Below are 12,789 nucleotides of genomic sequence, written 5' to 3'. Positions count from 1 at the left end.
CACCAAAAGCCTCCCGACTGCAAAGTCGGGAGGCTTTTTTGTTGTTGAAATCAGTTTTTTTTAAATATACACAACCAAGCTATTTTGACAATTTTTATTTAATTTTATTGATTCATCATATTTACCAAGACAAGCCCCACAATGTTCGATAACGAACATTCAAATTCGTTGCGAAAAATTACAGTAAACATCAGTTTTGTCAAAAGGGCTAAAAATGTTAAGTCCATCCAATAACCTGATGCTTGAGCAGTTGAATGCCGAAAAGTACGAAAAACTGGCTTCGTCTTTTCAGTTGACTTGCCTTGAAACGGGGCAGTTGATCTTTCGGCCTCACGAAACGATTCAATTCGTGGTCTTCCCCGTGAGCGCCATCATTGCCATGCAAATCGACATCTCGGACGGTTCCTCGGCCGACATTGTCCTGATCGGCAAAGAAGGCATGGTCGGCAGTGGTGTCATGGGTGGCAACCAGAACTTCAGCAGGGCCCGGGTGAAGTTCTCGGGGTTTGCCTACAAATTGCCCTTAGGCATTTTCCAGACTGAACTGGCTCAGGACAGCGCGTTTTTGAAGATCTGGATGGCGGCTACGCGGCAAATGATTTTGCAGATCGCCATGCCCACCGTCTGCAGCGGCAAACACAGCAACGAACAACAAATTGTTCGATGGATCATGAACACCCTGGACAAGACCCAAGGACAAACCCTCCAGGTCACCCACCAGGAAATTGCGGACATTCTGGGCATTCGGCGCGAATCGGTCACCTTGGCTGCAGGCAAATTGAGCCATGAGGGCTTGATCAGCGTGACACGGGGTCAATTGGAAGTGCTGGACCGCACCGCGCTGGCCGCCAGAGCATGCGAGTGCTACCGCGTGATGCACCCGGCCAAAAAGCATTGACCCCCAACCCTCCCCTTCAGAGCTTGAACATGCTGACCTCCTTGAAAAACACCAAACGCGCCATCGGTTTGGGCGTTGCCCTGATCGCGGCGGTGGTGCTGGTGCCGGCCTTGGCCAACTTCCAAAGCATCAACGCCATCGTCAACACCCATTACACGGTCATCAAATCCCCCATCGAGGGCGCCCTGGACGGCTTCAGCAAAATGCCTGGCCAAGCCATCGCCCAAGGGGAAGAACTGGTCAGGATCAGCAACCTGCGGTTCAAAGAGAGTGCCGTCAATGAAATGGAAGTGGAGCAGAAAACCCTGAATGAAAGAAGCTTGGGCCTGCAGCAACACCTGAAGAACCTTCAACAACTGCAAAAAGAGTTGCAAACCCGGGTCACGGTTCACCGCAGCCATGAATTTCTGCGTCTGGAGGAGCAGCTCGCGCAAGCCAAAGCCGAAAAGAAAGCCCAGGAAAGCCTGATTCGCGAACAACAGTTGCTGGCCCAGCGCAACGCACTGCTGGTCAAGGAAAACTTCATATCCCCCGCCCAAAACGAGGCGGCGCAATACGCACTGGAAGTCACCCAAAGCCGCCTCGACATTTTCCAAGCCCGCATCCGGCTGCTGGAGACCGAAAAGCAAGCCGTACAACGCTTTGTCTACCTGGGTGAGGGCCGCAACGACGTGCCCTACACCCAGCAACGCTTGGATGATGTGCGCCTGCAAATCACCGACGTTGCTGCACGCCTGCGCGAAAACGAGCGACGCAGCTCGGATGTTCAATTGCAGATCGACAAAGAGCGGGAGAGCATGGCCGTGTCCCGCGAGGTGCGCATGCTCGCACCCAACCCAGGCGTCTTGTGGCGCAAATTCGGCAGCAACGGCACCGAAGTGGTGATCGGCACAGACCTTGCCCACGTGATCTCTTGCGACAACCTGTTTCTGGACGTGGCCGTTCCGGAATCATCGCTCGAATCGTTTCAAGTGGGCAAAGCGGTGCAGTACCGACTGATTGGGGGCACCGCCTGGATGACGGGCCACATCGATGCCGTGACGGGCAGTGGCAACAACTTGCAAGACATGACCTTGGTCGCGCAACTGCAACGTGAAAAAAAGGACGCCCGGATTTTCGTGAAGATCGCGTCTGCTGACTTGGACAAAGCCCAAGAAAACTTGTGTTACGCCGGGCGCAAAGTCGATGTCAAAGTGCCCCGAGATTGGCGTCCCTCGGTCTGGCTCAGCCGAGTCAGCTCGTTTTTCACCTGAGCTCATCCATGGCCTACGTCCCCTTGTTGCTGGTCACGGTTTTCTTTTTGCTGGTGTGGGACAGCCAGCGAAGCAACCTCAGGGTCAGGCAGATGGTGTGCCTGCTCCCCGTGCTCTTGTGTTTGCAGTATTTGGCTTGGCGCTTGTTCAGCACGGTGTGGCCTGATCACGGCGACAGCGGCTGGGATCAGTCGTGGATCTGGGGTGTCTGGGGCGTTGAAATTTTGGCCTTCATCGAGGTGGCGATTTTCTTGCTGATCATGAGCCGAACCAACACCCGGAGCGCGCAAGCCGACCAACACCGCATGCCCAGCCCCTTGCCCGAGGTGGACATCTTCATTCCGACCTACAACGAGCCGCTGGACGTCCTGGAAAAAACCATTGTGGCTGCAGCGGCGGTGGACTACCCGCACAAAACCGTGTGGGTGCTGGACGACGGCAAGCGCGATTGGTTGCGCCAGTTTTGCGAAGAAACTGGCGTGCGCTACCTGACCCGCGCCGACAACGCACACGCCAAAGCAGGCAACATGAACCATGCCTTGGCCCATGCCAAGGGCCAGTTCATCGCGGTCTTTGACGCGGACTTTGTCCCATCTGCGAACTTCATTCGGCGCACCCTGGGGTTTTTCGAAGACCCGGCCATTGGCATTGTTCAGACGCCTCAGCACTTCTACAACCAAGACCCGATCCAAACCAACCTGGGCCTGATGCAGGCTTACCCGGACGAGCAGCGCTTGTTCTTTGACCAAATGGCCGCTTCGCGCGATGCCTGGCAGGCCGCATTTTGCTGCGGCTCGTGCAGCATCATGCGCCGCCAAGCGGTCGATGCCATCGGCGGCATTCCCACCCAAAGCATCACCGAAGACTTGCTCACCACCTTGGTCATGCTGCGCAAGGGCTACCAAACCATTTACCTCAATGAACGCCTGAGCATGGGGCTGGCGGCAGAATCGATTGAAGGCTTTTTCGTCCAGCGCGAACGCTGGTGCCGAGGGGCCATTCAGTCTTTGTTTCTGCCAGATGGCCCCTTGGGACCCGGTCTGGGCGTCATGCAACGCATCCTGTTTTTCCCCACCAGTTGGCTCACGCAATACGCCGTCCGCTTGATGCTGATCGCCATTCCTTTGGCGTATCTGCTGCTCGGCTGGTTGCCTTTTCACTTCACCGATTCGGCGGACATGGTGTTTTACCAACTGCCGGTTTTCTTGTCGTTTTTTTTGGCCATGCGCTGGTTGGTCGGCGGTCATTTCTCACCGCTGGTCTCTGGTCCCGTGGGCGTGTTTGCCAGCTTCAGACTCGGCCCGACCGTGTTGGCCTCGCTCATCAAACCCTTTGGCCAACCGTTCAAAGTCACCCCCAAAGGCTCGGACGCCGTCCAAGGCCGTCAGGTGGACCTGTTCAGTCTGGGCATGATTTTGACGTGCATGGCCCTGACCTTGCTGGGCTTGCTGATGAACGTCGTGCCCGAGCTGGCGGTGGTGCCGCACGACGAGTTTTTCCCCATTGCCATGTTCTGGTCCATGCTGAACGTGGTCACTTTGGGCTTGGCCGCTTTGCTGTGTTTTGAAGGCCCGCGCTTGCGCAAGGAAGAGCGCTTTGTGATGGCGGAATCGGCCACCGTCCACGATGGCGAAACCAGCATCCCGGTAGAGCTCATCGATGCCAGCATCGGGGGTTGCAAATTGGCGCTGCCTGCGACAGCCCAAGTCATTTTCAAAAAAGACAAGACCAGCCTGACGGTACCCGGCGTTGGACGCGTGACGATCCAACCCGTGCGACAACACCACGGCCACTTGGCGGCGACTTTTGAATACAGCAGCCAAGCACAGCGCCACGCCATGATTTGCAAGCTTTTTTCGGGTCGTTACAGCACGGTGGCCCCCACGAGCGGTTCGACCCGCCAATTGATGTCGTCTTTATGGGAGAAAACGTTCCATGGCTAAACCCCTTTTGTTCTCTTTGAGGACCACCGGCAGTGGACTGCATCGGACGGCGCAGGTCCTTGCGGCACTTGTCTGTGCATGCGCCGCGCAAAGCTGGGCCCAAACCCCAACCCAGCCCCAAAAACCGCCCGTGTGGATCGGGTTTGACGACGCCTATGGCCTGAAAACCAACACCTCTGCGATCGCCACCGAATGGGGCATCAAAGCCGCGTTGGAAGAAATCAACGCCAAGGGCGGTGTGCTCAATGGTCGCCCCCTGAAACTGATGACCACCGACAACAAAGGCATCTCGGCCAGAGGCAAAGACAATTTTGTGCAACTGGCAGGCACCCCAGATTTGGTGGCCGTCTTGACGGGCAAATTCAGCCCCATCAGCGTCGAGATCCTGCCCGAGGCGCACCGATTGAAAGTGCCCATGATCAGTGTCTGGGGATCTGCTGACCCCATCACCGATCACGATCACAAACCCTCTTACTCGTTCAGGGTCTCGCTCAAGGACGACTGGGGTGTGGAAGCGATGATGAACCGCTTGGCCTCTAAATACAGTGTTCGGCAGGGCTGCGCCATTTTGCCCAATACAGCCTGGGGTCGTTCCGCAGAAAAGGTGATTCGCGAAAAGTCAGGTCCTAAAACGATCCAATTTCCGGTGGTGCGTTGGTACAACTGGGGGGACGCTTCTTTGAGGGAACACTACAAGGCCTGCCTGGACTCACGCACCCAAGGACTCCTGTTTGTCGGCAATGAAAAAGAAGGCGCTCTTTTGGTCAAGGAAATCGCCGAACAGGCCCAGCCGATGCGCATGCCCGTGGTGGCGCATTGGGGCGCAGTGGGCGGCACTTTGCATGAGTTGGTCGGTGAAGAACTGTCCAAGGTGCGCATCGATTTCATCCAGACCTTCACCTTCATCAACAACCAGCGGCCCCGTGCGGATTACCTCGCCGACTGGATCATGAAAAACAACGCCATCAAAAGCAGGCACGACATTCCCAGCCCCGTGGGCGCTGCACATGCCTACGACACCGTCCATCTGCTGGCCCAGGCCATTGACACAGCGAAAACCACAGCGCCTGAAAAAATCAGGGATGCCCTGGAAAAATTACCGGCCTTTCATGGCGCCGTCAGGCACTACACCAAGCCCTTCACGCCAAACCGGCATGACGCTCTGGACAAATCGCAAGTTTTGTTTGTCAAGTTGACGCCTTTGGGGCATCTGATTCCGCAAGACTGACATGGGCCCATTGAGATCCATCAGAGCCGAGATCAGCCATGAAGTTTTCAGGCTGTTTGGCACCTACATTGTGGGCGTCACAACCATCAGCATGCTCTTGGCCATTTATGGCATTGCTTTCTACCAGCAAGAAGAGTTCAGGCACTACAAGGCGCTGATCGCCACACGGCTGGGCTCCGAAATCAGCGCTTCCTTCAATCAAGCCAATGACTTGGCCAGTTCCACCGTTGTTTGGACCGGGCTGACCGATTCGGTGGGGAGGGCGTCGTATCTCCTGCCTCTGCTCGAAAAAGCGAATCAAAACAAATATCACAAATATGACTTGCTCGATTACCGTGGCAGATTTTTCATCCAAAGCAGCAATGCCGTGGCTCTGCTGTTGGACACGCCTGCCAACATCCAGAAAACCATCGAGGATGGGCAAACCCATTTGGAAATGGTGCCCATCAGCCAAACTGACCATCTGATCGCCACCGTGCCCATCACAGGCAACTTCACGGAAAGCACCATCGGTCTGGTCTTGATCCACATTGACCTTGACAAGATCATGGCCACACTGAAATTCCCCAAGGACCTGAAAATCCGTTACAGCCTTGCGCCATTTGTCGAAACTGCATCGGATCTTTCCAAGCACAGCGAGGCCTTCCCATTTGAATGGAACGATGCTGGCCAAGACCACACCATTCACATTCAGCTCCAGCAAGGTTATTGGTCGGCGTTTCTCTTTGTCATGACCGGGCTGGGCATTTCATTGGCCTGTGGAGGTCTGCTGTTTTTAGGGCTCAGACGCTGGACCCGCATTTTTTCAGAACGGACCACTCAAAGGCTCGATGGCCTTGTGAAACTGGCCACCGACACCGTTGAGGGGCGGGGTGATGGACCCCGCATTGATCAGACCGGCGATGAAATTGGCAAGGTCTCTAACGCCTTGCAAAGCATGCTGGAAAAGCAACGACTGGCCACACAGAAACAGGCGATTTTCTCCAGGGTGTTTGAGACGGCCGCCGAAGCCATTTTGATCACCAACAGCCAGGGCTTGGTGATGGATGTGAATGCTGCATTGACAGACATGACCGGCTACGCGAAAGAAGAACTCATCCATCAGCATGCCGGACTGCTTTACATCCAAAACGACAAAGGCATCGGTTTTCCGATCATTGCCGAGGCCGTGAGTTTGCATGGCGCTTGGCGAGGTGAAACCTATTTTTTAAGCAAACAACAAACCCTCTTGCCCGTCTTGCTGTCGGTGTCGACCTTGCTGGATGCCGATGGCGCGAGTCAAGGACATGTTTCCGTTTTTTCTGACATCCGGGCGATTCGCGCAGCAGAAGAAAAACTCCAGAACCTTCTCCTCGAAGACCTGCTCACCGGACTGCCCAACTACCGGGCATTTTTGGCGCACATCGGTCAAAAGGTTGAAGGTGCGCACTTCGCCATCGTGTTCATTGATTTGGACAACTTCAAAAAAATCAACGACACCTATGGACACGATCAAGGCGATGAAGTCATCCGGTTGATCGCACAGCACCTCCAACTGATGCTCCCTGTGGGTCACTTTTTGTGCCGTCGCTCAGGGGATGAGTTCATTGCCGTGCTGGAAATCCATGAGCCGGTCGCCGACTTTCAAGCCAAGCTCAAACTGATCTTCAAGCCCGCTGTTTTCAGGATTCAACACGGCGGTACCGTGCAGATCACGGCCACGTTCAGTGCTGGGGCGGCACTGTTTCCTGACCATTCCCAATCGATCCATGAACTGCTCATTTATGCAGACACAGCGCTGCTGAACGCCAAGGAGTCCGGCCGCAATCAGATCAAATGGCTCAACGCGCAGATGATGACAGCCACCACCCGAAAATCCAAAGTCGAGAGCAAGCTGGCCGCGGCCATTCGCGATGATCGAATCTTCCCGCATTACCAACCTGAAGTGGATCTTCTAACCGGGAAAATCATCGGGTTCGAGGCCCTCGCCAGATGGCACGACGAAGAGCTGGGCATGGTCAGCCCTGCCGAATTCATTCCACTGGCGGAGCAATCAGGCGCCATAGACCCATTGACAGAGCGCTTGTTTGCCCAAGTGGTCAAAGACAGCCATGCCATCCGCGCCCGCTTTCCACAGGCCAGCATCGCATTGAACTCATCACCTCAGTTGCTGGCGGGCAAGCGTCTTTTGAACATTCTTTCGCATTTGTCCGCCGAAATTGAAAATGGTTTGGAGGGCTTTGTGCTGGAAATCACAGAAACAGATTTCGCCTTGAGCCCCCGAGAGCTGGCCAGTCAACTTCAGTCCATCATGGGTTTGGGCGTGCGCATTGCCATTGATGATTTCGGCAAGTCCTATTCTTCTTTGTCGCGCCTGGCGAGCATGCCCATTCAAAAACTGAAAATCGACATGTCATTCACGGCAGGCATGGAGCGAGAAGAAAATATCAAGATCGCCTCTGCCATTTTGGCCTTGGCGCAGTCTTTGTCACTCGAGGTGACCGCCGAAGGTGTGGAAAACCAATTCCAACAGGACACGCTGATCAGCCTGGGTTGCCAACAGGCTCAGGGCTTTTATTTCTCCAAGCCCATCGCGCTGCAAGATGTGCTGGCACTGCCAACGCACTTGCTGCCCGCCAAAGGTGCTTGAAACCGTCTTGGCAGTCACCCATGCACTTGCAGGTGCTGGTCGAAGAACGTGTTGGTCATGCGTCTGGCCGATTGCGATGCCATCGGATCGTGGTGGCGGCTGCCCGCATGGTCAAACCCATACCCCGCAGCGTAGTGTTCGATCTGAACCATCGGGCCTTTTTGATCCGGGCTGACCGCGCCGTGGGCAGGAAAGTGATCGCGCTGCACCGCCACAAACTCGTCCATCGACGCTTGCGTCATCAGCAAGCCTTTGGAGGGCAAATGGACCAGCACTGGACACATGGGCCGCCAAGCGTTGACCTCCGGATGGGTCATTCCCCCGCCATAAAAGGAAGTGGCTGCGGAAACTTCGGGCATGGTGCAAGCGGCTTGCCAGGCCAGCAAGCCGCCCCAGCAAAAGCCCATGAGGCCCACTTTGCCCTGAGGAATCTGGCCTTGCGCCCAATCCACCACCGTCTGGATGTCCAGCATGGCGCGGCTTGAATCCACCGGCTGCAAAGGTTTCACCAACTGCTCGCCCGAAAAACCCATCTGGTAGCGGTAACCGTGGTCCTGCCCTGCCCGGCCACGGCCAAAGAGGGATGGCGCCACCACCAGATAACCTCTGGCCGCATGCTCTTGAGCCAAGGACCGAATGCGCTGGCTCAGCCCGGGCATGGGGTCGGCATGTGCACTGGCATGAACGCGGTTGGGCGATCTGGCATCCATCTCATGCAACAGGATCAAAGCGCCTCGAGGGGGGCTGGAGGGGTGCGCCACAAACGCACGGAAACGGTGCTGGTCTGGCGATGTGAATTCGGCGTATTGGCCTGTGCGGTTTGTCATCGGTCAACGCGACTGCGCTTTGTTGCCGTAGGGGCAATGGTTGGGACGCGGCCCCACTTGCGGGTGCAGGCGACAGGTGTTGGGACGCTTGTCGTACACGGTGCATCGGCGCGTCTTGGCATCCAGCAAATGGCAGTCGCCGCTGGCGCGCCGCGCCAGGCTGAAGATGCTGTTCTTGAAATTGAAGTGGTCGATCAAGCCCGCTTTGCTCAGGCGCTTGGCAATCTGCTTGGGGTCATCGTGCTCGGCCTCAAACGGGTCCACCATGCCCAGCCGCACCAAGTCGGCCATCTTGACCTCGACCGGCATGGTGCAGCAGTTGGCCGCACAGGTGTCGCACAAACCGGCTTTGTAGCGGGTCCAGGTTTCGCAACGGTCAACGTCAACAACGGCAATGGGGGATCTCATAGGGTCATCAAACCGCAGAAAACTGCAAGGGCATCACGCGTTTCATGTCCACGTTTTGGCGCGCGATCCACAGATCGTGGGCATCTTGCAGGCTCAACCAGCTTTCGGGCGTGCGGCCCAAAGCCTTTGACAAACGCAGCGCCATCTCAGGCGTGACCCGGCTGCTGCCTTTGAGAATGCGGCTCAGGGTGGACGGCGCCACATCGAGTTTTTCAGCCAGTTCTCGACCGGAAATGCCGTGCGGTTCTAGGTAAATTTCCTGAATGAACTCACCTGGATGAGGGGGGTTGTGCATGGCCATCAGTGGTAGTCCTCGTAATCCAATATGTAGGCGTTGCCATCTTCAAACTCAAAGGTCAAGCGCCAATTGCCGTTGACGGTGATGGACCACCGCCCCCGCATCTCGCCTTTGAGTGCGTGCAAACGAAATCCCGGAATGTCCATGTCGTCAATGGCTTGCGCGGTGTCCAGCGCCGCCAATTGCATGCGCAAGCGCTTGACATGGCTGACTTGCACACCGGCCGCCTTGCCTGACTCAAACAGACTGCGCAAGCCTTTGTGACGAAACGACTTGATCATCCAAGGACTGTAACATGTTGCGCACCACGCAACAAATCCGGATCAGACCACGAAAGAGGCCCAAGGTTTTCTGCAATCGTTCTCAGGCCGCTTGCGCCTGACCCCAGTAATGAAAAGTCATGGGGCGCGGCCCGGCCAGATAAGCCGATTGGGTTTGGGTCGCAAAGCCTGCTTCTTCGAGCAAGGCGGGAATATCGCGCCCCAACTGGCAACCACCGGCCAGCGGACCCCACAGCGGCTGCAAGCGGTCTTGCCAGCGGCGCACGCTTTCATCAGGCGCCCGACCGTGCTCACAAAACAAAAGCTTGCCGCCAGGCACGAGCACGCGACGCATCTCCCGAAGGGCTTGCGCCGCATCGGGGATGCTGCACAGGGTGTAGGTGCAGACCACGGTGTCAAAGCTGGCATCGGCGGTGGGCAACTGCTCGGCCGACAAGCCCATCAACTCCACTTCAATGCCTGCCTTGCGGCTGCGTTTTTGGGCCAAGCGGTGCATCTGCATGGCGGGGTCCACACCCACCAAACGGGTGATGCGGCTGCGATCGTAAAACGGCAAATTGCGCCCAGTGCCCATGCCAATCTCCAGCACCCTGCCCTGCGCTTGGGGCACCAGTTGGCGGCGCTGTGCCTGCACCATGGGCAGGCTGCAAGCAAAGTCGATCAGGTAAGGCAAGACGTAGCGGTCATAAACATTCATCGCAACGGCCTCCTGCCGTGTTCACTCAACACCGAGAGCAAAGTTTTTCAGGCCGTGTGCAACATCCATCGCGCACGGGGTGCGCTCCTACAAAGTCAGCCCCTGCGTATATGCAAGGTCGGCCTGAATGACACAGTTTCAACCCTTCTTGGCCACCAGCGTCAGGATGTCGTAGCTGGCCACGACTTCGCCCAACTGGTTGGTCACTTCCACGTCCCAAGCCACCACGCCTTGGCCCACGCCCTTGGCGTCTTTCTTGTGGCGGTCAATCTTGCGCTTGGCCGTCAGGCGCGCCTGGATGGTGTCGCCAATGCCCACGGGCTTCACAAACCGCAGGGTGTCCAGACCGTAGTTGGCCAGCACCGGGCCGGGTGCGGGTGACACGAAAAGGCCAGCAGCAGCCGACAACACAAAGTAGCCGTGCGCGATGCGCTTGCCAAAGGGCGAATCTTTGGCGGCGATCTCGTCGAAGTGCATGTAGAAATAGTCGCCCGACAAGCCACCAAAGGCCACGATGTCGGCCTCGCCCACGGTGCGGCGGTGGGTGAGCAAGCTCTCGCCAATTTGCAATTCTTCGAAATGGCGGCGGAAGGGGTGAACCTCGGTCTCGATCAACTTGGCGCCGCGCATGTACTCGCCCGTGACGGCGGCGATCATGGTGGGCGAGCCTTGCAGCGCGGTGCGCTGCATCAGGTGCTTGACGGCGCGGATGCCGCCGAGTTCTTCACCACCGCCCGCACGGCCGGGGCCGCCGTGTTTGAGCTGGGGCAAAGGTGAGCCGTGGCCAGTGGACTCCACGGCGGCTTCGCGGTCCAGGATGTGCAGGCGGCCGTGCAAAGCTGCGGCCACCGGGATCATGCGTGCCGCGATTTGCGGGTCTTTCGTGACCAGCGTGCCGACCAAGCTGCCTTGGCCACGCGCGGCCAGTTGCAAGGCTTCGTCGATGCCGTCATAAGGCATGAGCGTGCTGACGGGGCCAAAGGCTTCCACGTCGTGCACGCTGTCGGTGTGCAAAGGCTTTGGGCACAGCAGCAGCGTGGGCTGGAAGAAAGCGCCTTGGGCCACGCCCACGCCCACTGGGCTGAAATCGATACCGCCGCCAAACACCAACTCGGTGCTTTGGCGCAGCAGGGCCACACGCTGGGCCACGTCGGCCTGCTGGGCGTGCGAGGCCAACGCCCCCATCTTCACACCCTCGACCGACGGGTCGCCCACCACGATTTTGGCCAGGCGGGCTTGGAGCTTTTCGACCACAGCATCCAGGTGCTGGCGCGGCACGATGGCGCGGCGGATCGCGGTGCATTTCTGGCCGGCTTTGACGGTCATTTCGCGGGCGACTTCTTTCACGAACAAATCAAACTCTTCGTCGTCGGGCGTGACATCGGGCGCGAGGATGGCGCAGTTGAGCGAGTCGGCTTCGGCATTGAAGGGGATGCTGTGCTTGACCACATTGGGGTGCACACGCAGCATGGCGGCGGTGTCGGCCGAGCCGGTGAAGGTGACCACGTCTTGGCCGTTCAGGCGGTCCAGCAGGTCGCCCGTGGAGCCGATCACCAGCTGCAAGGCGCCCGCAGGCAGGATGCCCGACTGCACCACCAAGCGCACCATGGCTTCGGTCAGGTAGCTGGTGGACGAAGCGGGTTTGCCAATGCAAGGCATGCCGGCCAAAAAGCTGGGCGCAAACTTTTCCAAGAGGCCCCAGATGGGGAAGTTGAACGCATTGATGTGCACCGCGATGCCGCCACGCGGCACCAGGATGTGCGTGCCCGCAAAGCCGCCCTTCTTACCCAAGGCAAATGCGGGGCCCTCGTGGATCAGGTTGCCGCTGGGCAGCTCGTTGCTGCCCATGCCCGAATACGCGAACAGCGTGCCTGCGCCGCCTTCGATGTCCACCCAACTGTCGGCACGCGTGGCCCCGGTGTGGGCCGAGATGGCGTAGAGCTGCTCTTTGTGCTCGCCCAAGTATTTGGCCAGCGCCTTGAGGCGCTGGGCGCGTTCTTGAAAGTCCAGTTTGAGCAAGTTGGGCAGGCCCACGGTGCGGGCATGGTGCACCGCATCGCCAAAATCGATGGCCTCGATGTGGGTTTGGTAAACCGTTTGGCCGTTGAGGGCGCTGCGCAGAGCTTGCGCCCCTTGCTGGCCGATCCACTGGCCGCCGATGAAACTTTGCAAAACTTGAGACATGAACAGGAGCTTTCTTGAAAGTACACATCCAGGCCGATTCAAATTAACCAACCGAGCGGTCGGTTAATTTTAGTCGCTTTACCTTGGCTTCAAACGCATGGACACCAAGGGATTTCCCTTTTCAAAAGCCAGGCGGTGGGCTT

The 12,789-nt window shown here is 57.5% G+C and carries 11 protein-coding genes; 5 read left to right on the top strand and 6 right to left on the bottom strand.

Annotated elements, in window-relative coordinates:
- Positions 1–238 precede the first annotated feature (238 nt).
- From B472_RS14860 to B472_RS14840, 5 genes are read left to right on the top strand one after another with little or no spacing between them, the layout of a single operon-like run.
- Positions 239–898 (top strand): Crp/Fnr family transcriptional regulator, encoded by a 660-nt coding sequence (locus tag B472_RS14860; protein WP_116798705.1) that lies wholly within the window; start codon positions 239–241, stop codon positions 896–898.
- A 29-nt stretch (positions 899–927) separates the two neighbouring features.
- The gene (locus tag B472_RS14855; RefSeq protein ID WP_019426991.1) at positions 928–2,151 is read left to right on the top strand and encodes a hypothetical protein; all 1,224 of its coding nucleotides are present in this window, start codon (positions 928–930) and stop codon (positions 2,149–2,151) included.
- An 8-nt stretch (positions 2,152–2,159) separates the two neighbouring features.
- Entirely contained in the window at positions 2,160–4,094 is a 1,935-nt protein-coding gene (locus tag B472_RS14850; RefSeq protein WP_019426990.1) for a glycosyltransferase, read from the top strand.
- Positions 4,087–5,322 carry an ABC transporter substrate-binding protein gene (locus B472_RS14845; protein ID WP_019426989.1) on the top strand — a complete coding sequence of 412 codons (1,236 nt, stop codon included), beginning with the start codon at positions 4,087–4,089 and terminating at the stop codon, positions 5,320–5,322. The genes B472_RS14850 and B472_RS14845 overlap by 8 nt, the downstream gene beginning before the upstream one ends.
- A 1-nt stretch (position 5,323) precedes the next feature.
- Positions 5,324–7,951, top strand: a complete 2,628-nt coding sequence (locus B472_RS14840; RefSeq protein ID WP_019426988.1) for a bifunctional diguanylate cyclase/phosphodiesterase — start codon at positions 5,324–5,326, stop codon at positions 7,949–7,951.
- A 14-nt stretch (positions 7,952–7,965) separates the two neighbouring features.
- On the opposite strand, the gene B472_RS14835 is transcribed toward B472_RS14840, so the two are convergent.
- The 6 genes from B472_RS14835 to paaZ form a co-directional block, all read right to left on the bottom strand.
- Entirely contained in the window at positions 7,966–8,778 is an 813-nt protein-coding gene (locus tag B472_RS14835; protein ID WP_019426987.1) for a dienelactone hydrolase family protein, read from the bottom strand.
- A gap of 3 nt (positions 8,779–8,781) precedes the next feature.
- On the bottom strand, positions 8,782–9,186 hold the full coding sequence (locus B472_RS14830; protein ID WP_019426986.1) for a YkgJ family cysteine cluster protein: 405 nt from the start codon (positions 9,184–9,186) through the stop codon (positions 8,782–8,784).
- Between the two features lie 7 nt (positions 9,187–9,193).
- Positions 9,194–9,481 carry a HigA family addiction module antitoxin gene (locus B472_RS14825; RefSeq protein WP_238147457.1) on the bottom strand — a complete coding sequence of 96 codons (288 nt, stop codon included), beginning with the start codon at positions 9,479–9,481 and terminating at the stop codon, positions 9,194–9,196.
- Positions 9,482–9,486: 5 nt separating this feature from the next.
- Complete coding sequence (locus B472_RS14820) at positions 9,487–9,765, bottom strand: type II toxin-antitoxin system RelE/ParE family toxin (RefSeq protein WP_019426984.1); 279 nt, start codon at positions 9,763–9,765, stop codon at positions 9,487–9,489.
- A gap of 82 nt (positions 9,766–9,847) precedes the next feature.
- Positions 9,848–10,462 carry a class I SAM-dependent methyltransferase gene (locus B472_RS14815; RefSeq protein ID WP_019426983.1) on the bottom strand — a complete coding sequence of 205 codons (615 nt, stop codon included), beginning with the start codon at positions 10,460–10,462 and terminating at the stop codon, positions 9,848–9,850.
- A 138-nt stretch (positions 10,463–10,600) separates the two neighbouring features.
- Positions 10,601–12,646, bottom strand: coding sequence for a phenylacetic acid degradation bifunctional protein PaaZ (gene paaZ, locus B472_RS14810; RefSeq protein ID WP_019426982.1), 2,046 nt, complete (start codon positions 12,644–12,646; stop codon positions 10,601–10,603).
- Positions 12,647–12,789: the final 143 nt, after the last annotated feature.

The sequence above is a fragment of the Limnohabitans sp. Rim28 genome (assembly GCF_000293865.2).
In the GTDB taxonomy this organism is placed as follows: domain Bacteria; phylum Pseudomonadota; class Gammaproteobacteria; order Burkholderiales; family Burkholderiaceae_C; genus Limnohabitans_A.
This window is presented reverse-complemented; position numbering and strand designations above follow the sequence as displayed.

Bases quoted from the DNA above. Each gene is read 5' to 3' on its own strand.
- B472_RS14860 (WP_116798705.1), top strand. From the start codon at position 239: ATGCTTGAGCAGTTGAATGCCGAAAAGTACGAAAAACTGGCTTCGTCT.
- B472_RS14855 (WP_019426991.1), top strand. From the start codon at position 928: ATGCTGACCTCCTTGAAAAACACCAAACGCGCCATCGGTTTGGGCGTT.
- B472_RS14850 (WP_019426990.1), top strand. From the start codon at position 2,160: ATGGCCTACGTCCCCTTGTTGCTGGTCACGGTTTTCTTTTTGCTGGTG.
- B472_RS14845 (WP_019426989.1), top strand. From the start codon at position 4,087: ATGGCTAAACCCCTTTTGTTCTCTTTGAGGACCACCGGCAGTGGACTG.
- B472_RS14840 (WP_019426988.1), top strand. From the start codon at position 5,324: ATGGGCCCATTGAGATCCATCAGAGCCGAGATCAGCCATGAAGTTTTC.
- B472_RS14835 (WP_019426987.1), bottom strand. From the start codon at position 8,778: ATGACAAACCGCACAGGCCAATACGCCGAATTCACATCGCCAGACCAG.
- B472_RS14830 (WP_019426986.1), bottom strand. From the start codon at position 9,186: ATGAGATCCCCCATTGCCGTTGTTGACGTTGACCGTTGCGAAACCTGG.
- B472_RS14825 (WP_238147457.1), bottom strand. From the start codon at position 9,481: ATGCACAACCCCCCTCATCCAGGTGAGTTCATTCAGGAAATTTACCTA.
- B472_RS14820 (WP_019426984.1), bottom strand. From the start codon at position 9,765: ATGATCAAGTCGTTTCGTCACAAAGGCTTGCGCAGTCTGTTTGAGTCA.
- B472_RS14815 (WP_019426983.1), bottom strand. From the start codon at position 10,462: ATGAATGTTTATGACCGCTACGTCTTGCCTTACCTGATCGACTTTGCT.
- paaZ (WP_019426982.1), bottom strand. From the start codon at position 12,646: ATGTCTCAAGTTTTGCAAAGTTTCATCGGCGGCCAGTGGATCGGCCAG.